Annotated in this window: 21 protein-coding genes and 1 riboswitch; of the genes, 10 read left to right on the forward strand and 11 right to left on the reverse strand. The window is 71.8% G+C overall.

Features of this window, described 5'->3' with window-relative positions; translation table 11 throughout:
• Nucleotides 1-515: 515 nt before the first annotated feature.
• From murQ to BSL84_RS14950, 3 genes are read left to right on the forward strand one after another with little or no spacing between them, the layout of a single operon-like run.
• On the forward strand, nucleotides 516-1,445 hold the full coding sequence (gene murQ, locus BSL84_RS14940) for an N-acetylmuramic acid 6-phosphate etherase (RefSeq protein ID WP_075970524.1): 930 nt from the start codon (nucleotides 516-518) through the stop codon (nucleotides 1,443-1,445).
• 31 nt (nucleotides 1,446-1,476) lie between these two features.
• Nucleotides 1,477-3,066, forward strand: coding sequence for a PTS transporter subunit EIIC (locus BSL84_RS14945; RefSeq protein WP_079273203.1), 1,590 nt, complete (start codon nucleotides 1,477-1,479; stop codon nucleotides 3,064-3,066).
• A gap of 60 nt (nucleotides 3,067-3,126) precedes the next feature.
• Nucleotides 3,127-3,732: a GNAT family N-acetyltransferase gene (locus tag BSL84_RS14950; protein WP_075970525.1), complete on the forward strand. Its 606-nt coding sequence runs from the start codon at nucleotides 3,127-3,129 to the stop codon at nucleotides 3,730-3,732.
• 104 nt (nucleotides 3,733-3,836) lie between these two features.
• Here BSL84_RS14950 and BSL84_RS14955 read toward each other — a convergent pair whose 3' ends face one another.
• From BSL84_RS14955 to BSL84_RS14965, 3 genes are read right to left on the reverse strand one after another with little or no spacing between them, the layout of a single operon-like run.
• Nucleotides 3,837-4,049 carry a type II toxin-antitoxin system VapB family antitoxin gene (locus BSL84_RS14955; RefSeq protein WP_075970526.1) on the reverse strand — a complete coding sequence of 71 codons (213 nt, stop codon included), beginning with the start codon at nucleotides 4,047-4,049 and terminating at the stop codon, nucleotides 3,837-3,839.
• Complete coding sequence (locus BSL84_RS14960) at nucleotides 4,036-4,233, reverse strand: hypothetical protein (protein WP_075970527.1); 198 nt, start codon at nucleotides 4,231-4,233, stop codon at nucleotides 4,036-4,038. The genes BSL84_RS14955 and BSL84_RS14960 overlap by 14 nt, the downstream gene beginning before the upstream one ends.
• Nucleotides 4,230-4,448: a hypothetical protein gene (locus BSL84_RS14965; protein ID WP_030031118.1), complete on the reverse strand. Its 219-nt coding sequence runs from the start codon at nucleotides 4,446-4,448 to the stop codon at nucleotides 4,230-4,232. The genes BSL84_RS14960 and BSL84_RS14965 overlap by 4 nt, the downstream gene beginning before the upstream one ends.
• Nucleotides 4,449-4,563: 115 nt before the next feature.
• On the opposite strand from BSL84_RS14965, the gene BSL84_RS14970 reads away from it, so the two are divergent.
• Both BSL84_RS14970 and BSL84_RS14975 read left to right on the forward strand, forming a co-directional pair.
• The gene (locus BSL84_RS14970; RefSeq protein ID WP_045323079.1) at nucleotides 4,564-5,400 is read left to right on the forward strand and encodes a helix-turn-helix domain-containing protein; all 837 of its coding nucleotides are present in this window, start codon (nucleotides 4,564-4,566) and stop codon (nucleotides 5,398-5,400) included.
• Entirely contained in the window at nucleotides 5,384-5,695 is a 312-nt protein-coding gene (locus BSL84_RS14975) for a DUF397 domain-containing protein (protein WP_075970528.1), read from the forward strand. Before BSL84_RS14970 ends, BSL84_RS14975 begins: the two co-directional genes overlap by 17 nt.
• On the opposite strand, the gene BSL84_RS14980 is transcribed toward BSL84_RS14975, so the two are convergent.
• Complete coding sequence (locus tag BSL84_RS14980; RefSeq protein ID WP_075970529.1) at nucleotides 5,682-7,076, reverse strand: PQQ-binding-like beta-propeller repeat protein; 1,395 nt, start codon at nucleotides 7,074-7,076, stop codon at nucleotides 5,682-5,684. The two genes, BSL84_RS14975 and BSL84_RS14980, sit on opposite strands and share 14 nt — an antisense overlap.
• 157 nt (nucleotides 7,077-7,233) lie before the next feature.
• On the opposite strand from BSL84_RS14980, the gene BSL84_RS14985 reads away from it, so the two are divergent.
• Nucleotides 7,234-7,581 (forward strand): protease inhibitor I9 family protein, encoded by a 348-nt coding sequence (locus BSL84_RS14985; protein WP_075970530.1) that lies wholly within the window; start codon nucleotides 7,234-7,236, stop codon nucleotides 7,579-7,581.
• A 144-nt stretch (nucleotides 7,582-7,725) separates the two neighbouring features.
• Complete coding sequence (locus tag BSL84_RS14990; RefSeq protein WP_075970531.1) at nucleotides 7,726-9,336, forward strand: serine/threonine-protein kinase; 1,611 nt, start codon at nucleotides 7,726-7,728, stop codon at nucleotides 9,334-9,336.
• 31 nt (nucleotides 9,337-9,367) lie between these two features.
• Here the strand turns inward: BSL84_RS14990 and BSL84_RS14995 are convergent, their stop codons facing one another.
• Nucleotides 9,368-9,622 carry a hypothetical protein gene (locus BSL84_RS14995; protein ID WP_075970532.1) on the reverse strand — a complete coding sequence of 85 codons (255 nt, stop codon included), beginning with the start codon at nucleotides 9,620-9,622 and terminating at the stop codon, nucleotides 9,368-9,370.
• Nucleotides 9,623-9,694: 72 nt separating this feature from the next.
• On the opposite strand from BSL84_RS14995, the gene BSL84_RS15000 reads away from it, so the two are divergent.
• Nucleotides 9,695-10,597: a S41 family peptidase gene (locus tag BSL84_RS15000; protein WP_030027581.1), complete on the forward strand. Its 903-nt coding sequence runs from the start codon at nucleotides 9,695-9,697 to the stop codon at nucleotides 10,595-10,597.
• Nucleotides 10,598-10,602: 5 nt separating this feature from the next.
• On the opposite strand, the gene BSL84_RS15005 is transcribed toward BSL84_RS15000, so the two are convergent.
• Nucleotides 10,603-11,205: a phosphoribosylanthranilate isomerase gene (locus BSL84_RS15005; RefSeq protein WP_030027580.1), complete on the reverse strand. Its 603-nt coding sequence runs from the start codon at nucleotides 11,203-11,205 to the stop codon at nucleotides 10,603-10,605.
• Between the two features lie 55 nt (nucleotides 11,206-11,260).
• Nucleotides 11,261-11,824 carry a hypothetical protein gene (locus BSL84_RS15010; RefSeq protein WP_052680643.1) on the reverse strand — a complete coding sequence of 188 codons (564 nt, stop codon included), beginning with the start codon at nucleotides 11,822-11,824 and terminating at the stop codon, nucleotides 11,261-11,263.
• Nucleotides 11,825-12,111: 287 nt separating this feature from the next.
• Between BSL84_RS15010 and BSL84_RS15015 the strand changes: the two genes are divergently transcribed.
• A complete protein-coding gene (locus tag BSL84_RS15015; protein WP_234363623.1) occupies nucleotides 12,112-12,435 on the forward strand; it encodes a hypothetical protein in 324 nt (107 codons plus the stop codon).
• 92 nt (nucleotides 12,436-12,527) lie between these two features.
• On the opposite strand, the gene groL is transcribed toward BSL84_RS15015, so the two are convergent.
• From groL to thrC, 4 genes are all read right to left on the reverse strand, one after another.
• Nucleotides 12,528-14,147, reverse strand: coding sequence for a chaperonin GroEL (gene groL / locus BSL84_RS15020; RefSeq protein ID WP_030027577.1), 1,620 nt, complete (start codon nucleotides 14,145-14,147; stop codon nucleotides 12,528-12,530).
• Between the two features lie 318 nt (nucleotides 14,148-14,465).
• Nucleotides 14,466-14,672, reverse strand: a complete 207-nt coding sequence (locus tag BSL84_RS15025; RefSeq protein WP_030009783.1) for a cold-shock protein — start codon at nucleotides 14,670-14,672, stop codon at nucleotides 14,466-14,468.
• Nucleotides 14,673-15,067: 395 nt separating this feature from the next.
• Nucleotides 15,068-15,346, reverse strand: a complete 279-nt coding sequence (locus tag BSL84_RS15030) for a MoaD/ThiS family protein (protein ID WP_030027575.1) — start codon at nucleotides 15,344-15,346, stop codon at nucleotides 15,068-15,070.
• A gap of 36 nt (nucleotides 15,347-15,382) precedes the next feature.
• Entirely contained in the window at nucleotides 15,383-16,681 is a 1,299-nt protein-coding gene (gene thrC / locus BSL84_RS15035) for a threonine synthase (protein ID WP_075970533.1), read from the reverse strand.
• A riboswitch (SAM riboswitch) is annotated at nucleotides 16,675-16,832 on the reverse strand. (Overlaps the previous gene by 7 nt.)
• Before the next feature lie 185 nt (nucleotides 16,833-17,017).
• Between thrC and BSL84_RS15040 the strand changes: the two genes are divergently transcribed.
• Entirely contained in the window at nucleotides 17,018-18,001 is a 984-nt protein-coding gene (locus tag BSL84_RS15040; protein WP_075972104.1) for a glucosyl-3-phosphoglycerate synthase, read from the forward strand.
• Nucleotides 18,002-18,012 lie beyond the last annotated feature (11 nt).

Below are 18,012 nucleotides of genomic sequence, written 5' to 3' on the forward strand. Positions count from 1 at the left end.
GCTCGCGGTGCCCGGTGCGGCCTCCCGCCGCGTTGCCCTTACCGCCCGCGTACGACCCGTACGCGGGCGCCCCTCCGCCGTGCGAGGCACCGCACCCAAGACCCCGCGAACACCGCCCTTCGGGGCTCGGCCGGCGGACCGTCACGACTGCCCGCCGGGGCTCGGCGGGGCGGCGGATCGTGTGCGCGACCGCCGCCCGCCGAAGTTCGGCTCGGCAGGACGGCAGAGCCTCCGCCCGACCGCCTACGGAGCCCCGGCTCCGCAGGACGCCGGAGCATCCGGGGGATCCCGACCGCAGCCGCCGCACCGCAGGGCGGCAGAGCCTCCGCGAAGCCGCCCGCCGGTACCGCCGGCCGGAAGCCCCGCCGGATGGCACCGGTCCGCCGCGCCGCCGGTGGGTGTCCTCGCTCCCGGACCCCACCGCCACGCCGCCGCCGTAACGCCACGGCAACCGCAGCCCGCAGCCCGCGGCCCGCAGCCGCAGTCACCCCCGAACCGCCGGAGGCCCCCGCCCCATGACCGCTCACGCCGAACTCCGCGCCCAGCTGGAAACCCTCACCACCGAGGCCTTCCGTCCCGAACTCGCCGAGATCGACCGGCTGTCCACCCTCGACATCGCCCGCACCATGAACGCCGAGGACGCCACCGTCCCGGCCGCCGTCGCCGCCCAGCTCCCGCACATCGCCGCCGCCATCGACGCGATCGCCGAGCGGATGGCCCGCGGCGGCCGCCTCGTCTACGCCGGCGCCGGCACCGCAGGGCGGATGGGCGTCCTGGACGCCAGCGAGTGCCCGCCCACCTTCAACACCGACCCCGCCGACGTCGTCGGCCTCATCGCCGGCGGCCCCTCCGCCATGGTCAAGGCCGTCGAGGGCGCCGAGGACTCCCCGCAACTCGCCGCCGACGACCTCGCCGCGCTGCGCATCGGTCCGGACGACACCGTCATCGGCATCTCCGCCTCCGGCCGCACCCCGTACGCGATCGGCGCCGTCACCGCCGCCCGCGACCGCGGCGCGCTCACCGTCGGCCTGTCCTGCAACGCCGGCTCGGCGCTCGCCGCCGCCGCCGACCACGGCATCGAGGTCGTCGTCGGCCCGGAACTCCTCACCGGCTCCACCCGCCTGAAGGCCGGTACCGCGCAGAAGCTCGTCCTCAACCTCATCTCGACGATCACCATGATCCGCCTGGGCAAGACCTACGGAAACCTCATGGTCGACATGCGCTCCACCAACGACAAGCTCCGCGCCCGCGCCCGCCGCATCGTCGCCCTGGCAACCGGCGCGTCCGACGAGGAGATCGAGGCCGCGCTGACCGCCACCGGCGGCGAGGTCAAGAACGCCGTCCTCGTCGTCCTCGCAGACGTCGACGGCCCGACCGCCGCCGAACTCCTCGCCGCCTCCCGCGGCCACCTCCGCGCGGCACTCGCCCACGCCCGGACCCGCTGACCCCACCCCCTACGGCAAGGCGACCACCACCATGTCCACAGATCCCACCCAGCCCCCTGCATCCACCCCGTCCACCCCGGCCGCCCCGGCCGCCGACAAGAACCGCGCCACGGCCGCCGCGATCCTCCCCCTGGTCGGCGGCCCGGACAACGTCGCCTCGATCGCGCACTGCATGACCCGCCTGCGCATCTCGCTGCGCGACCGCTCACTCGTACAGGACGAGGCCCTGAAGGCCCTCCCGGCGGTGCTGGGCGTCGTCGAGGACGACACCTACCAGATCGTGCTCGGCCCGGGCGCCGTCGCCCGCGTCACGCCGGAGTTCCAGGCGCTCGTCGAGGAGGGCCGCACGACGGCGCCGCCCGCCACCACCCCCCGGCCCGCCACCGCGCCCCCACCCGTCACCGCCGACGAACTCGCCGCGCAGGGAGCGGCCCTGAAAGAGGCCCAGAAGGCCCGCAACGCCACCCCCTTCAAGCTGATGCTGCGCCGCGTCGCGAACATCTTCGTGCCGCTGATCCCGGCCCTCATCGGCTGCGGGATCATCGCCGGCCTCAACGGCCTGCTCATGAACTTCGGCCTGCTGCCCTCGGTCTCTCCGGCCCTCGCCGCGATCGGGTCCGGCTTCATGTCGCTGATCGCGGTGTTCGTCGGCTACAACACCGCCAAGGAGTTCGGCGGCACCCCGATCCTCGGCGGCGCGGTCGCCGCGATCATCGTCTTCCCGGGCGTCGCGAAGATCACCGCCTTCGGTACGGAGCTCAGGCCGGGCCAGGGCGGCGTACTCGGCGCGCTGGCCGCCGCCCTGCTCGCCGTGTACGTGGAGAAGCGCTGCCGGTGCCTGGTCCCGGAGGCCCTGGACGTCCTGGTCACCCCCACCCTCACCGTGCTGATCTCGGGCCTGGTCACCCTCTTCGGCCTGATGTTCCTCGCCGGTGAGGCCTCCGCCGCCATCGGCGCCTTCGCCGACGGGCTGCTGTCCACGGGCGGTGCGTTCGCGGGGCTGGTGCTGGGCGGGCTCTTCCTGCCGCTGGTGATGCTCGGCCTGCACCAGGCCCTGATCCCCATCCACACCACCCTCATCGAGCAGTCCGGACACACCGTCCTGCTGCCGATCCTCGCCATGGCGGGCGCGGGCCAGGTCGGCGCGGCCATCGCCGTCCACTACCGGCTCCCGCGCAACGGCTCGCTGCGAGCCACCATCAAGTCGGCCCTCCCGGCGGGCTTCCTCGGCGTCGGCGAACCGCTGATCTACGGCGTCTCCCTGCCACTCGGCCGCCCCTTCGTCACCGCGTGCGTCGGCGGCGCGGCCGGCGGAGCCTTCGTCGGCCTCTTCAACCAGCTCGGCACCGCCTTCGGCTCCACCGCCATCGGCCCCTCCGGCTGGGCCCTCTTCCCCCTGCTGGAGGGCAGTTCGAGCCTGGGCGTGACCGTCGCGGTCTACGCGGGCGGCCTGCTGACCGGCTACCTCGTCGGCTTCGCCGCCACCTACTTCTTCGGCTTCACCCGCCAGATGCTGACCGACCTCAACACCGACCCCGCGCCGGCCCCGACACCCCCCGACCCGGCCGACCCGGCCGACCCGGCCCGAGAACCGATGACCGGCGCGGTGGGCGCCCGTTGACTCCGCCGACACCCAAGAACCGTGGCTGCGCTTCCGTGAGGCAGCGGGGATGATCGGAGCATGATCGACTCCATACCTCCGGTCGTACCGGCCGGCCGGATGCGGGAGCTTGCCCAGCCCGCACTCGTCCTACCCGGCGGGATGTGCCTGCGCCCCTGGACCGCCGACGACGCGCCCGCGCTCGTGGCGGCCTTCCCCGACCCGGACATCCGGCACTGGAACCGCCCGAGCCGCCTCGACCTGCCCGGGGCCGAGGCGCGGATCGCCCTCTGGCACGAACGCTGGCAGGCCGAGAAGGCCGGGATCTGGGCGATCGCGCCCGAGGGCGGCCGGGCCGTCGGCCTGATCGGCATCGCCGACATCGACCTGGCGGGCGGCAGCGGCGAGATCCTGTACTGGCTGCTGCCCGAGGGCCGCGGAACCGGCGTCATGGTGAAGGCCACCGACCGGCTGGCCCGCTGGGCCTTCGAAGACCTCGGCCTGCACCGCGTCCGCATCACCCACTCGGTCGCCAACCCGGCCTCCTGCGCCGTCGCGACGAAGGCCGGCTTCCCCCTGGAGGGCACCATGCGCGGCGCCCTACTCCACGCGGACGGCTGGCACGACGAACACCTCCACGCCCGCCTCCGCACGGACCCGGCCCCACCCCGGCCAGGGAACCTGTGACCTTGCCGATGCCGTCATGGTCGGCGTCCAGTCGAAGCCTCGGGGTACGGTTCGGCCGCGTGCGTGGTCTTCCGCGCTGCGCACACGTCGCGAGCGGGACCCGGTCACCGCCACGCACCCCGCATCACGTCCGGGTCGCGGAGGCCGTCGAAAACGCCCTCGTCCATCAGCTCCACGAAGCGCCGCCGCCGGGCAGCGGCCACGAACTCAGCCAACGCTCCGTTGACGGTCGCTCGCTTCGTCGTCGTACCCGGTATCTCCGCCGCTTCGGCAAGGAATGCATCAAGCGGGCGAACCCGCCCCTCACGCTCCGGCATCGTCGGCTCCGTACCGCTGGCACCCCGGCGGCGGAGGGTCCGGCGGCCCGCCCCTCCACCCGGCGTCGGCGAGGCCCTTCTCCAGCCAGCACAGCTTCCAGGCCAGCTCGAACTCCCAGCTCCGCGCGAACTCGAAGAACCCCTCCAGCGCCGCCTCCACCCGGAGCCGGTCGCACTCGCTCACGGGTGGGCCCGCTCATGGAGTACGGCGGCCAGCCGCAGCGCGGTGTCCAGATTGCAGCGGCCGAGGTCGACCAGCGGCAGCCCGTACGTACCGGCCGCCGAAACCCGTTCCACGCCCAGGGAGGGGAACACCACACCCACCCCGTCCAGCGCCTCCTTCAACTCCCGTACGGCCTCCTCGACCGCCCGCATCCGCTCCGTGGGGGAGAGCACCATGACATGTCACCTTTCTACTTTGCGTGGTCGGGTTCTGCACACAGAGTGGTGATCCGCTGGCTAGCCTTTCAAGGAAGCACCGAGAACAACCCCACCTGTTGGCCCTGGAGTTGCCATGGCAGGTAAGAACCTCGACCCGTCCTCCTCACCCCGCGCGCTCCTCGGCGCCGAACTGCGCGTGGCGCGCGAAGCCGCGGGACTGAGCCAGGCCGAGCTCGGCGAACCGCTCTTCGTGAGCGGTTCGTTCATCGGCCAACTCGAAGCGGGCACACGCCGGATGCACATCGAGTTCGCGCGCCAGATAGACGACATCCTCAACACGAACGGCTTCTTCGTCCGCAACTGCGGCGCGGCGGCCAAGTCCAAGTACCCGGACCACTTCGCGGCGGCGGCCGAGGCGGAGGCCCTGGCGACATCCATCCGTGAGTACGCGCCTCAGCTGATCCCCGGACTGCTCCAGACAGAGGCGTACGCCCGGGAGGTGTTCCGTGCCGGACATCCGACCGCGACCGAGGAAGTGATCGACGAACTGGTCGGGAACCGCCTGGCGCGCTCCGCGCTGCTCCATGATCCAACAACGCCACTGTTTTGGTGTGTTCTGGACGAAGCCGTCCTGCGCCGCGTGGGCGCCGGCAGGGCGATGCTGGCCGAGGCCCTCCGTCACATCGCGACGCTGATCCGGAAGCGCCGCATCATCGTCCAGGTGCTGCCGTTCAGCGCGGGGATGCATGCGGCCATGGGCGGCTTCCTACAGCTGATGTCTTTCGACGATGCTCCCCCACTCGCCTACATCCAAGGCATCGGGACGGGCCAGTTGTTCGACGATCCGGCGACGGTCGCCCACCACACCCTGACCTACGATCTGCTCACGGCCAATGCGTGCTCCCCGCATGATTCTCTGGCCCTGATCGAGTCGGTCGCGGAGGATTACGAACATGACCAGCAAGTCTGAGTACGACCTCACGACGGCCACCTGGCACAAATCCAGCTACAGCGACGCCAGCGGCGGCAGCTGCCTGGAGATGGCGACCTGGCGCAAGTCCAGCTACAGCGACGCCAGCGGCGGCAGCTGCCTGGAGATGGCGACCTGGCGCAAGTCCACCCACAGCGATGGCAGTGGCGGCAACTGCGTAGAAGTCGGCGACGGGCACCCCGACCTCGTCCCCGTCAGGGACTCCAAGGTGCCGGACGGGCCCCACCTCGTCTTCGGCGGACCCGCCTGGAAGGCGTTCGTCACCAGCCTGTGACCCGCCTCAAGGCTACATACGACGGCAGTTCGCCCGACGGGTCCAGGTTCACGAAGGTGTAGCCCTCGGTGCCCGTCGGGTAGATCTCGAACCGCCGCCCAAGCGGGACGTCCCGCAGGATCGTGGGCTCGGCCTTCGGCCTGCCCGTGGTCCCGTCCAGGTGCCACAGGTACGTCGACGCGGCCGTCGACGTCACCACGTCGACCCCGCCCGGGGCGCGGCCCTGCGCGACGCCGAGGACCGTCGCCCCGTCGAGCCCGGCGTGCCACACGCGGCGGCCGTCCAGCAGGGAGTACGCCGAGACCCCCGGCACCCTGCCCTTCACCGGCAGGACCAGCAGATCACCGCTGACCAGCGGGCCCGGCTCCGCCAGCAAATCCTCCCGCGGGCCCGACACCGGCACCGCGCCGCGCTCGCGACCCGCGTCGTCGAACAGCCGCACCGCGTCCCCCGCCCACAGCGCGATCGGCCGCACCGACAGCATCCGAGGTTCGCCCGAAGCGCTCCGCAGCGGGGTCTGCCAGGCCGGGGTTCCGGTCCGCGCGTCCAGGGACGTCAGCCGCGCCGTGCCGGCGCCGGGGCAGTCCTCCACGTACAGGACCCGGTCGGCGGTCCCGTCGAGGGCGCGGGCCCGGCAACCGGACGGGACCGGCATGTGCCAGCGTTCGTCGCCGCCCCGCAGGTCCACGCCGAGGAGGGCGCCCTCCGTCACGACGACGGCCGTGTCGCCCACCACCGCCACCGGCGGGGAGGTCCCGTCGGCGGAAGGGGCCTCCGGGAGGTCCTTCGCCCACAGTTCGTCGCTCTGCCGCAGATCCACGGCCGACACCCGCGTGCCGCACCCGCCCGGGGCCCGCTCGGCCGCGACCAGTCCGACGCCGTGGACGACGGTCCGGCTCAGGGCGCAGAAGGCCGTCCCCGCAGGGGCGGTGTGTCCACCCGCCGATCGGCCCCCGCTGTCGTAGACGCGCAGGCCGTCCGTGCGGGCCCGCACGAGGCCCGACGACGGAAGCTGCCAGGCGCCGATCGGGCGGGCCGACTCCGGGTTCTCCGCCTGCCACCAGGTCCACACGTACGCCTGCGGGCCGCGCATCCCGATGTACCCCTGCCACGCCGGCCACAGCGCGGCCAGCGCGACGACCGCCGCCAGCCAGCGGACCGGAGCGCCCCGGCTGCCCCCGCGCCCTCGCCCGCGCGCCAGCAGTGCGTACGCGAGGACGCCGAGCAGCGGGGTGAGCAGGAGCAGCCGGTCTCTGCCGCGGGTCCAGTCGACGAAGGCCATCCGGCCGAGCAGCACCAGGTACAGCACGGTCACGGCGGCCACGGCCGTGCCGGCGACGAACAGGGCGCGCGGCAGCCACCGCCGCAAGCCCCGGGACATACGGTCATCCATGATCATCCCCCCTGGCCGCGAAGCCTAGTCGGCCGCGCCGCCCCGGGGGGTGTGCGAGGGGGCGCGCGGCCGGTGCGCCGCCCGTGCGCCCGCCACACCCCGGGAGGTCTTTGACCGGCCCGGCCATGCGTGATGGCCTCCACCCATGCGCATCCTCCTGAGCCGAGCTCGCCGGGCCCTGCCCGTCGCCGCCGCCGTCCTGGCCGCCGTCACCGCCCTGCCGGTGGCCGCGGCCGCCCCCGCCGTGGCCGCCCCCGCGTCACACACCGCCGCCCTCGACGAAGACCCGTACATCGTCACCGTCCACAAGGACGTCGATCCGGCGAGGGTCGCCGGGATGGTGGGCGCCTCCCCCGACTACGTCTTCAGCACCGCGCTGCACGGCTTCTCCGCCCGGCTGAGCCCCGGCCAGGTCATGGCCCTGCGCGTCATGCCCGGCGTGGAGTCCGTCCACGAGGACGGCGGCGTGTCCTCCTTCGACCCGGCCGACTGACGGACACCGGCCGACCGGCACCCGAAAACCGCCCGGCCCGGCCTCCCGCCGCACCGGTCCCCGGCATCTCCCCCCGCCCGTCCGCCGCTTAGGGTTGCGTGGATCAACTCATCGGTTGGTCCTGCAGGGATCGGGGGGAGACCGATGAACAGCGCGACCGAGGCGTTCCAACCGCTGCGGGCCGACGATCCGCAGACCGTGGGCGGATACCGCCTCGCCGCACGGCTCGGGGCGGGCGGCATGGGCCGGGTGTACCTGTCGCACACGCCGGGCGGCCGGCCCGTCGCACTCAAGGTGGTGCATCCCGAGCTGGCCGAGGACCCGGCCTTCCGGCGGCGCTTCCGCCGGGAGGTCGAGGCGGCGCGGCGGGTCCGGGGGGCGTACACCGCCGAGCTGATCGACGCCGACGCGGAGGCGACACCGCCCTGGCTGGCCACCGTGTACGTGCCCGGCCCCTCGCTGTCGGAGGCCGTCGCCCGGCGCGGGCCGCTGCCGGACGCGGCGGTGGTGTGGCTGATGGCGGGCGTGGCCGAAGCCCTGGTGGCCGTCCACGGCGCGGGCGTGGTGCACCGCGACCTGAAACCGTCGAACGTACTGCTGGCCGCCGACGGGCCCCGCGTCATCGACTTCGGCATCTCGCAGGCCTCCGGCCTCACGGCCACGGCGACCGGCGACGCCATCGGCACCCCCCAGTACATGGCGCCCGAACAGGGCCTGGCGGGCGAGACCACGCCGGCCACCGATGTCTTCGCGCTGGGCCAGACGGCGGCGTTCGCGGCACTCGGCAAGCCGCTGTACGGGGACGGCCCCTCGATGACCGTGCTGTTCCGGATCGTGCACTCCAAACCCGACCTGGCCCAACTGCCCCAGCCGCTGCGGCCACTGTTCGCGATGTGCCTGGCCACCGCGCCGGAGGACCGGGCCACACCGGCGAAGGTCCTGGCGTGGTGCCGCGCGTATCTGGGCGAGGAAGCCGTAACGGGCGGCGGACCGGCGGTCTGGCGGGAGGTCGCGGGCCCGGAGGCGCAGACACCGGATCCGGTGACACGGCCCCGGCCCGGCGGCGCGGCGCAGACGGCCCCACCGGACGGGGCTCGGACAGGAGCCGCGGAGCAGGCGGCGGACGCGCCGGCGGCGACGGCGGAGGTGCACAAGCGGCGGCGGGCCGCGCGGGTCGCGGGCGCGCTGGCGATGACCGGCGCGCTGGCAGTGGCAGGCCTCGGCTGGAAGCTCATGGACGGGACGGACCGGGCGGCGGGCCGGGAGGCGGCCACCGCGAACATGTCGTCCGGCCCGACGACGGCGCCGAACGGCACCATCCCCGTGCCCTCCTCCAGCCCGGCGCCGAGCACGCCACAGCCACCCAAGCCCCTCCCGTATCCGGGGCTGAAGCTGAACGAGGAGAACTCCCTCAGCTTCACGGAGCCCGTGCAGCACGAGGACGGCGACCGCACCGGCGACATCCGCATGAAGTGCGGGCTGGCCAGCGGCTGCCGGATGGAGAGCGACACGAGCGTGTTCTCCATGCCCCGCAAAGCCGGCACCGGCAACCTCGAAACGTGCCGCGAACAGCTGGAGAACTCGCGGCAACACGATCTGACGCTGCACGTCATGGCGGCCGGCAGCGAAGTCTGCGTCCGGCACGCCTCCGGGGACGTCGCGCTGTTCGTCATCGGCATCAAGTCGGCGCCGGGCCTGTCGAAGGACCCCAGCTGGCTGCGGGCCGACATGACGATCTGGCGCGCGGCTTCTTGACCCACGTGTACCTACAGCCGGACCCGAGCCGTCACGGCCGTCGCGCCGGCCCGTGCGGCGCGTCCGCGTCGACGGCCACGACGAGGAAGGCGTCCCTGTCGAGGTCCATCACGACGGTCGCGCGCTGGCCGCGCTCCCGGCACCTGGCCGCGTACTCCTCGGCGGGCCAACTGCCGTAAGGGTCACCGGCGGGAAAGGCGTCCAGCACCTTCGTACGGCGCACGGCTTCCACCTCCTGAACACGGGGCGTCCTCGCCGATCTCGTGCCCCGTCCGCCGCACCGCATGCGCGGCGCCCTGCGGGTCAGGCCCCAAATACCGCTGGGCGGACGGCCGTTCGCGATCTAACATGGCCCACCATGCCTAAGAACGAAGAGATCATCGAGCAGGCCCTGCAGCAGATCGAGACGGGTTACGTCTTCCCCGAGAAGGCCGAGGTGATCGGCTCCGCGATCCGGGAACGCCTCGCCTCCGGCGCGTACGCGGACCTCGACGGCCCGGCTCTCTGCCGGGCCGTCACCGCCGACTTCCAGGAGGTGTGCCCGGACAAGCACTTGCGGCTCCTGTGGGTCGAGGAGCCCCTGTCGCTGGAGCCGGAGGACCAGGACGCCGGGCGCGCCGCGTTCCTCTCGCTGCTCCGGGCCGAGAACCACGGCGTACGCCGCGTGGAGCGGCTGGACGACGGCGTCGCACTCATCGAGATCACGCGGATATCCGTCGCCGACGAGGGCGCGGCCGTCATCGGCGCCGCCATGCAGCTCGCCGCCGGCAGTTCCGCCCTGGTCCTGGACCTCCGCTCCTGCCTCGGCGGAGCGCCCGAGGGCGCCGCCATGTGGTCCAGCTACTTCTTCCCCGACGACCAGGTCCACCTGCACGACATCCACGACCGGACCACCGGGACGACCCGCCAGTTCTGGACCACCGCCCATCTGCCCGCGCCCCGCTACCTCGACCGGCCGGTGTACGTGCTGACCAGCGCCGTCACCTTCTCCGGGGGCGAGGACGTCGCCTACACCCTGCAGGCGCACGGCCGTGCCACCCTCGTCGGCGAGACCACCCGGGGCGGAGCCCACCCCACCGTCCGGCACACGCTCACCGAACACATCCAGGTGACCGTCCCGGTCGCCCGCACCGTCAACGCCGTGACCGGAAGCAACTGGGAAGGCGTCGGCGTCCTCCCCGACCTCCCCGTCCCGGCCGACCAGGCCCTCGAAACGGCCCTGAAGGCCATCCGGACCGCCACCGCAGCCGCAGCCGCCTGACGGCCTCAGGCTCCGCGCGCCGCCTCGACGAAGGAGCGGATCAGCTCCGGCGACTTGACCCCGCGCTCCCGCTCGACGCCACTGGAGACGTCCACACCCCAGGCTCCGGTGGCGGCGAGCGCCTGGCGCACATTGCCCGGGTTCAGCCCGCCGGCCAGCAGCCACCGGCCCTCGGGTGCGGTGAAGTCCGCCGCACCCCAGTTCCACGGCCTGCCGGAGCCGGGGTCGGGGGCGTCGAGCAGCAGCAGGTCCTCGCCGTACTCACCGCAGCGCCGCACCCGCTCGGCGGTGGCCCGCAGCAGGGTGCGGCCCTCGGCGCGCAGCGCCGCGAAGTCCCCCGGACCCTCCTCGCCGTGCAGCTGCACGCCCCGTACGCCGCTCTCCTCGGCGAAACGGCGCACCTCCTCGACGGACTGCCCCCGGAACACCCCGACGGTCAGCACCGAGGCGGGTACCCGGGCGGCCAGCTCGCGCGCGGTCGCGGCGTCGACGGTACGGGGGCTGCCGGGCGCGAACACGAACCCGACGGCATCCGCCCCGGCCGCTACCGCGGTGTCGACGTCCGGCGCGGTCCTGAGCCCGCAGATCTTGACGAAGAGGTCAGCCATACGCCCAGCCTATGCGGGACCGGACCGGACCGGACCGGACCCGGTCCGGCCTTCGTCAGCGGCCGACCTGCACGGGCCCGAGCACCGTCCCGCCGGCGAAGGCCGCGAGATGGGCGGCGCCCGCCTCGTCGGCGGTCGCGAAGTGTACGTAGACGGTGTGCCGGCCATCGGGATGCTGCTCGTTGAGGTCCAGCTCCACCCGCTGGTTCGTCGGGTCGGCCGACGAGGACGGTATCCCGGGCACGTCCGGCCATGCCCCCCGCCACAGCATCGTGGCCGCGCCTCCGCGCAAGGCCCGCAGGAACGCCTGCTCCACCGGTCCGGGAGCCGCGTACGCGTCGACGGTCAGCGGCAGCGCCGCCGCCAGCTCCCGGTCGTCGCGCGGCAGTTCGGCACCCAGGTACCAGGTGTCCGCCGCCGCCCAGTAGTCCGACGGGTCGAACATGCCCGCCGGCAGCAGCGCCGCCATCCCCCGGGCCTCGGCGACGCTCTCCGTCCGCGCGCACAGCCACATCTCCGGTTCGAGGGGCCTCATCCGCCCGCACAGCAGCCGGGCCCGCCGGTACGCCTCCCCGATGTCGTCGGTCCGGTAGACGGGATAGGCTCGCGAACTCCCCACCCGTCCTCATCCCTGCCCGTCGCGCCGGGGAGGCGGTACGGACGTATGGCGCGCCTTCGCGTACGCCTTGGCGGGATCGGCGGGATCGGCGGTGCGCAGCACCGGATGAGCGACGGAGTTCCCCATGGCCGTACGGTCACACGCCCCCACCCACCCCGGCCAGCGGTTTTCACCGCCCGATCGGGGGAGACCACTCCGAGGGCCGGGCGGGGCCCCGCCGCGGCACTAGCCTGAAACGAGGCACGGGCTCAGCGCTGCACGCCATCCGGAGGAATACGGTGACGATCATGATCGAGCGGGCCACACCCACAGAGACGTCGCCGGCGCCGCCGGCCTTCGAGGACCTTCTGCGCACGGTCGCGGAGATGGACACGCCAGACGGCTTCAAGGCCGAGCTCATCCGGGGGAAGATCGTCGTGTCACCGTTTTCCCGGCTCCGGTACTCCCGCCCCATGCGCCTGCTGCGTGAGCAGCTCCAGTCGCATGTACCCGACGGCTGTTTCGCGGACACCTCGTCGCCCCACGGGTACCGCGCCCGTACGACGGTGTCCTTCGGCGAGCCGCTGCACATCCCCGCGCCGTTCGATTTCACGCTCGACACCACGATCTGACCGTGCCGACCCGGCCCGGGAACGCCCGAGGGCGGCACCCCCGTGGGGGTGCCGCCCTCGTTCGAGAACAGCCGATCAGCCGACAGGGCCGATCAGAAGTCCATGTCACCGCCCGGCATGCCGCCCGGAGCGGCCGCGGCCTTCTCCGGCTTGTCGGCGATGACGGCCTCGGTGGTCAGGAACAGCGCGGCGATCGACGCGGCGTTCTGCAGCGCGGAGCGCGTGACCTTCGCCGGGTCGATGATGCCCTCGGCGATCATGTCGACGTACTCGCCGGACGCGGCGTTCAGGCCGTGACCGATCGGAAGGTTGCGCACCTTCTCCACGACGACGCCGCCCTCAAGACCACCGTTGACGGCGATCTGCTTCAGCGGGGCCTCCAGCGCGAGCTTCACGGCGTTGGCGCCGGTCGCCTCGTCACCGTCGAGCTCCAGCTTCTCGAAGACCGCGGAGGCCTGCAGCAGGGCCACGCCACCACCGGCGACGATGCCCTCCTCGACGGCCGCCTTCGCGTTGCGAACGGCGTCCTCGATGCGGTGCTTGCGCTCCTTGAGCTCGACCTCGGTCGCGGCACCGGCCTTGATGACGGCCACGCCGCCGGCCAGCTTCGCCAGGCGCTCCTGGAGCTTCTCGCGGTCGTAGTCCGAGTCGGAGTTCTCGATCTCGGCGCGGATCTGGTTCACGCGGCCCTGGACCTGGTCGCTGTCACCGGCACCGTCGACGATGGTGGTCTCGTCCTTGGTGATGACGACCTTGCGGGCGCGGCCGAGCAGGTCGAGACCGGCGTTCTCCAGCTTGAGGCCGACCTCCTCGGAGATGACCGTGCCGCCCGTGAGGATGGCGATGTCACCGAGCATGGCCTTGCGGCGGTCGCCGAAGCCCGGGGCCTTGACGGCGACGGACTTGAAGGTGCCGCGGATCTTGTTGACGACCAGGGTCGACAGGGCCTCGCCCTCGACGTCCTCGGCGATGATCAGCAGCGGCTTGCCGGACTGCATGACCTTCTCCAGGAGCGGCAGCAGGTCCTTGACCGAGCCGATCTTGGAGTTGACGATCAGGATGTACGGGTCGTCGAGGGACGACTCCATGCGCTCCATGTCGGTGGCGAAGTACGCCGAGATGTAGCCCTTGTCGAAGCGCATACCCTCGGTGAGCTCCAGCTCCAGACCGAAGGTCTGGGACTCCTCGACGGTGATGACGCCTTCCTTGCCGACCTTGTCCATGGCCTCGGCGATGAGCTCGCCGATCTGGGTGTCGGCGGCGGAGATGGAGGCCGTCGAAGCGATCTGCTCCTTGGTCTCGACATCCTTGGCCTGGGCGAGCAGGGCGGCGGAGACGGCCTCGACGGCCTTCTCGATACCACGCTTGAGGGCCATCGGGTTGGCACCGGCGGCCACGTTGCGCAGGCCCTCGCGGACGAGCGCCTGGGCCAGGACGGTGGCGGTGGTCGTACCGTCGCCGGCTACGTCGTCCGTCTTCTTGGCGACTTCCTTGACCAGCTCGGCGCCGATCTTCTCGTACGGGTCCTCAAGCTCGATCTCCTTGGCGATGGACACACCATCGTTGGTGATCGTGGGGGCGCCCCACTTCTTCTCAAGGACGACGTTGCGACCCTTGGGGCCAAGGGTGACCTTGACGGCGTCGGCGAGCTGGTTCATCCCACGCTCAAGGCCGCGCCGGGCCTCCTCGTCGAACGCAATGATCTTGGCCATCTGAAGTGGTCCTCCCGGACAGCGGTGGATTGCTCCCAGGACCGCGCCCGCGCCCGCGACGGACGGCCTGCGTGCCCGGCGGTTCCTTCCCACCGGACCCTGCGGGCCTCACCGACCCGGTCCTCGTTTCAGTAGCACTCTCACTCGTAGAGTGCTAACGCCAATGATTAGCACTCGGCCCCCGAGAGTGCAAGCGGCTTCGCTGAAGCAGCAGGTGACACGCGAGGGGCCCACATCCCGTGTGCGGGATGTGGGCCCCTCGTGGGTCTTCCGGGGTCTTCGACGGAAGACCGAGCGTCGGTGGTCGATGCTCCGGGACTAGCCGAGCGCGAGCTTGACCATGTCCGCCTGCGGACCCTTCTGGCCCTGCGAGATCTCGAACTCGACCCGCTGACCCTCTTCAAGGGTGCGGTACCCGTCCATCTGGATGGCGCTGTAGTGGACGAACACATCCGCACCACCGTCGACCGCGATGAAGCCGTAGCCCTTCTCCGCGTTGAACCACTTGACGGTGCCCTGAGCCATGCCTAACTCCCCTATTACCGGCCCTTGCGCGGGAACGCACTTCGCGTTACCGGGTCAGAACTTGCGTCGGAACGCTTCGACCGAGGCTGAATGTATCTGCGCGAGTGCTGTCTGCAACAGGTCAATCCGACGAGAAATCTGGACACCGAGAAACATTGAAATAGAGTGAAAATTTGCCATGTTCCAGGGCAACTCGGGCCTGACATATCTCGCCAAAGCCCCATACCGCGCCCGCACATTGACCCGATGTCGACCCTCACGCGACCCGTTCATATGCAGCGGGCAAGTCCAGCGGAGGGGACTTCCCCAACTCTACCGTGCCCAATCAAACAGAATTACCCCCTCCGCTTTTAGCGGAGGGGGTAATTACGGTTTCTCGACGGGCTCGGCCCGGATCAGCAGCCGCCCGCGACCGCCGGGATGATCGAGACGCCGGCGCCGTCCGGCGTCACCGCCTCCAGCCCGCCCTCGAAGCGCACGTCGTCGTCGTTGACGTAGACGTTCACGAAGCGGCGGAGCTTGCCCTGGTCGTCCAGGACGCGCGCGGCGATGCCCGGGTGGTTCTTCTCCAGGGACTCGATGACCTCGGCGAGGGTCGCGCCCTCGGCCGGGACCTCGGCCTGACCGCCGGTGTAGGTGCGCAGGATGGTGGGGATGCGGACGTTGACGCTCATGGCGCTACTGCCTTTCCGGTAGTGCGGGGAGGGTGGTCAGGCCAGGCCGGCGGCGCGGAACGCGTCCAGGCTGGGGCGGATGGTGGCGGTCTGCCCGCTGTCTGCAGCCACCGCCTCCAGGGTCTTGAGGCCGTCGCCGGTGTTCAGGACGACGGTGGTCAGCGCCGGGTCGAGCTGACCGTTCTCGATGAGCTTCTTCGTCACGCCGACGGTCACGCCGCCCGCGGTCTCGGCGAAGATGCCCTCGGTCTGCGCGAGGATCTTGATGGCCTCGACGACCTGCTCGTCGGTCACGTCCTCGACGAAGCCGCCGGTGCGTCGCGCGATGTCCAGGACGTACGGGCCGTCCGCCGGGTTGCCGATGGCGAGGGACTTGGCGATGGTGTTCGGCTTCTGCGGGCGGACCACGTCGTGCCCGGCCTTGAAGGCGGTCGACACCGGGGAGCAGCCCTCGGCCTGGGCGCCGAAGATCTTGTACGGCTTGTCCTCTACGAGACCGAGCCTGATCAGCTCCTGCAGACCCTTGTCGATCTTCGTGAGCTGGGAGCCGGACGCGATCGGGATGACGATCTGGTCAGGCAGCTGCCAGCCGAGCTGCTCGCAGATCTCGTACGCCAGGGTCTTGGAGCCCTCGCCGTAGTACGGGCGCAGGTTGACGTTGACGAAGCCCCAGCCCTCGCCCAGCGGGTCGCCGATGAGCTCGGAGCAGAAGCGGTTGACGTCGTCGTAGTTGCCCTCGATGCCGACCAGGTCGCCGCCGTACACACCGGCCATGACGACCTTGCCCTGCTCCAGGTCGTGCGGGATGAACACGCAGGAGCGGAAGCCGGCCCGGGCGGCCGCGGCGCCGACGGCGCCGGCCAGGTTGCCGGTGGAGGAGCAGGACAGGGTGGTGAAGCCGAAGGCGCGGGCGGCCTCGACGGCGATGGCGACGACGCGGTCCTTGAAGGAGTGCGTCGGGTTGCCGGAGTCGTCCTTGACGTACAGCTTGCCGGTGACGCCCAGCTCCTTGGCCAGGTTCTCCGCGTCGACGAGCTTGGTGAAGCCGGGGTTCAGGCTGGGCTTGGACGCCACGTCGGCGGGGACGGGCAGCAGCGGCGCGTAGCGCCAGATGTTGTTCGGGCCGGCCTCGATCGCGGCGCGCAGGGCCGCCGGGTCACCGGTCGGGAGCTCGTAGGCGACTTCCAGCGGCCCGAAGCACTCGGCGCACGCGAAGATGGGACCGAGCTCGAAGCGGGTACCGCACTCGCGACACGAAAGGCCGGTGGCAGGTCCGAGATCGACAGAGGTGGCGACAGTCTGTGCAGCCATGATGGCGAGGCCCTTTCTCCTCATCTTCCCCATGGCGCATTTCGCCATGAGACGGAATTGGCACCTTCCCTAGCCGGGGACCTCGTCGACGAGCGCTGCTGCGCGATCGCGAGAACCGACTGGAGGGTTGCCGGGGCTTCAACGGGCCGTGTCCCTCTGCCCCTCTGGATGAGCGGTATGGCACCGGCATACGCGCTCTGCGGCGCGCCGGTGCGTTTGTACGCGGGGGACCCCGGCATGCGGTGGTCCTTCGCGTTGTTCAAGACTGTAACCGAAGGGGCGGGCGGTTGAGACAGCCGTCCGAACCGCGAGATGGATCACATAACGGCCGATAACGCCGACGAGCAGGGAGTGCTGAGGGTGCTGGAAGAGGTGGAGCGCTGGCTGGCCGACCGCTCCTGGTCCGCCGCCGACCGACCGCTCGACCAGCTGCTCGACCTCAAACGGGCGGCCGGGACCACGGTCTCCGTGGTGCTGCCCGCGCTGGACGAGGAGGCGACGGTCGGCGCGATCGTCGAGGTCGTCCGGCGTGAGCTGATCGAGGGACTGCCGGTCCCCCTCGTGGACGAGCTGGTCGTGGTCGACTCCGGCTCCGCCGACCGGACCGCCGAGGTCGCGGCCAAGGCGGGCGCCCGGGTGGTGCACCGCGACGAGATCCTGCCGCGGATCCCGGCGCTGCCCGGCAAGGGCGAGGTGCTGTGGCGCTCGCTGCTGGCCACCATTGGCGACATCGTCTGCTTCGTCGACGCCGACCTGCGCGACTTCTCCGCCTCCTTCGTCTCCGGGATCGTCGGCCCGCTGCTCACCGACCCCGAGGTGCAGTTCGTCAAGGCGATGTACGACCGCCCGCTCGGCGCGGAGTTCGACGGCCTCGCCCCCGGCAGGACCCCCGGCCCCGGCCAGGGCGGCCGGGTCACGGAGCTGGTCGCCCGCCCGCTGCTGAACCTGCACTGGCCGCAGCTGGCCGGCTTCGTCCAGCCGCTGGGCGGCGAGTACGCCGTACGGCGCACCCTGCTGGAGCGGCTGCCGTTCCCCGTCGGCTACGGCGTCGAGCTGGGCCTGCTGGTCGACGCGCTGCACACGGTCGGACTGGACGCGCTGGCCCAGGTGGACGTGGGCGTACGGCTGCACCGGCACCAGGACGGGCAGGCACTCGGCCGGATGGCCGCGGCGATCTACCGGACGGCGCAGGTACGGCTCTCGCGCGGGCACCTCGTACGGCCGGAGCTGACGCAGTTCGAGCGCGGGCCGGAGGGCTTCGTACCGCGGACGTACGCGGTGGACACCGAGGAGCGGCCGCCGATGCTGGAGGTGCAGGAGTACGGCCGGCGGCACGTCGCGTGAGGTGTCGCGTG

This window comes from Streptomyces sp. TN58, from assembly GCF_001941845.1.
Taxonomy (GTDB): Bacteria; Actinomycetota; Actinomycetes; order Streptomycetales; family Streptomycetaceae; genus Streptomyces.

Bases quoted from the DNA above. Each gene is read 5' to 3' on its own strand.
- murQ (WP_075970524.1), top strand. From the start codon at position 516: ATGACCGCTCACGCCGAACTCCGCGCCCAGCTGGAAACCCTCACCACC.
- BSL84_RS14980 (WP_075970529.1), bottom strand. From the start codon at position 7,076: ATGTCCCGGGGCTTGCGGCGGTGGCTGCCGCGCGCCCTGTTCGTCGCC.
- BSL84_RS14945 (WP_079273203.1), top strand. From the start codon at position 1,477: ATGTCCACAGATCCCACCCAGCCCCCTGCATCCACCCCGTCCACCCCG.
- BSL84_RS14985 (WP_075970530.1), top strand. From the start codon at position 7,234: ATGCGCATCCTCCTGAGCCGAGCTCGCCGGGCCCTGCCCGTCGCCGCC.
- BSL84_RS14955 (WP_075970526.1), bottom strand. From the start codon at position 4,049: ATGCCGGAGCGTGAGGGGCGGGTTCGCCCGCTTGATGCATTCCTTGCC.
- thrC (WP_075970533.1), bottom strand. From the start codon at position 16,681: ATGAGGAGAAAGGGCCTCGCCATCATGGCTGCACAGACTGTCGCCACC.
- BSL84_RS14970 (WP_045323079.1), top strand. From the start codon at position 4,564: ATGGCAGGTAAGAACCTCGACCCGTCCTCCTCACCCCGCGCGCTCCTC.
- BSL84_RS15005 (WP_030027580.1), bottom strand. From the start codon at position 11,205: ATGGCTGACCTCTTCGTCAAGATCTGCGGGCTCAGGACCGCGCCGGAC.
- BSL84_RS14995 (WP_075970532.1), bottom strand. From the start codon at position 9,622: ATGCGGTGCGGCGGACGGGGCACGAGATCGGCGAGGACGCCCCGTGTT.
- BSL84_RS15025 (WP_030009783.1), bottom strand. From the start codon at position 14,672: ATGGCTCAGGGCACCGTCAAGTGGTTCAACGCGGAGAAGGGCTACGGC.
- BSL84_RS14975 (WP_075970528.1), top strand. From the start codon at position 5,384: ATGACCAGCAAGTCTGAGTACGACCTCACGACGGCCACCTGGCACAAA.
- BSL84_RS15030 (WP_030027575.1), bottom strand. From the start codon at position 15,346: ATGAGCGTCAACGTCCGCATCCCCACCATCCTGCGCACCTACACCGGC.
- BSL84_RS15015 (WP_234363623.1), top strand. From the start codon at position 12,112: ATGATCGAGCGGGCCACACCCACAGAGACGTCGCCGGCGCCGCCGGCC.
- BSL84_RS15000 (WP_030027581.1), top strand. From the start codon at position 9,695: ATGCCTAAGAACGAAGAGATCATCGAGCAGGCCCTGCAGCAGATCGAG.
- BSL84_RS14990 (WP_075970531.1), top strand. From the start codon at position 7,726: ATGAACAGCGCGACCGAGGCGTTCCAACCGCTGCGGGCCGACGATCCG.
- BSL84_RS14950 (WP_075970525.1), top strand. From the start codon at position 3,127: ATGATCGACTCCATACCTCCGGTCGTACCGGCCGGCCGGATGCGGGAG.
- groL (WP_030027577.1), bottom strand. From the start codon at position 14,147: ATGGCCAAGATCATTGCGTTCGACGAGGAGGCCCGGCGCGGCCTTGAG.
- BSL84_RS14965 (WP_030031118.1), bottom strand. From the start codon at position 4,448: ATGGTGCTCTCCCCCACGGAGCGGATGCGGGCGGTCGAGGAGGCCGTA.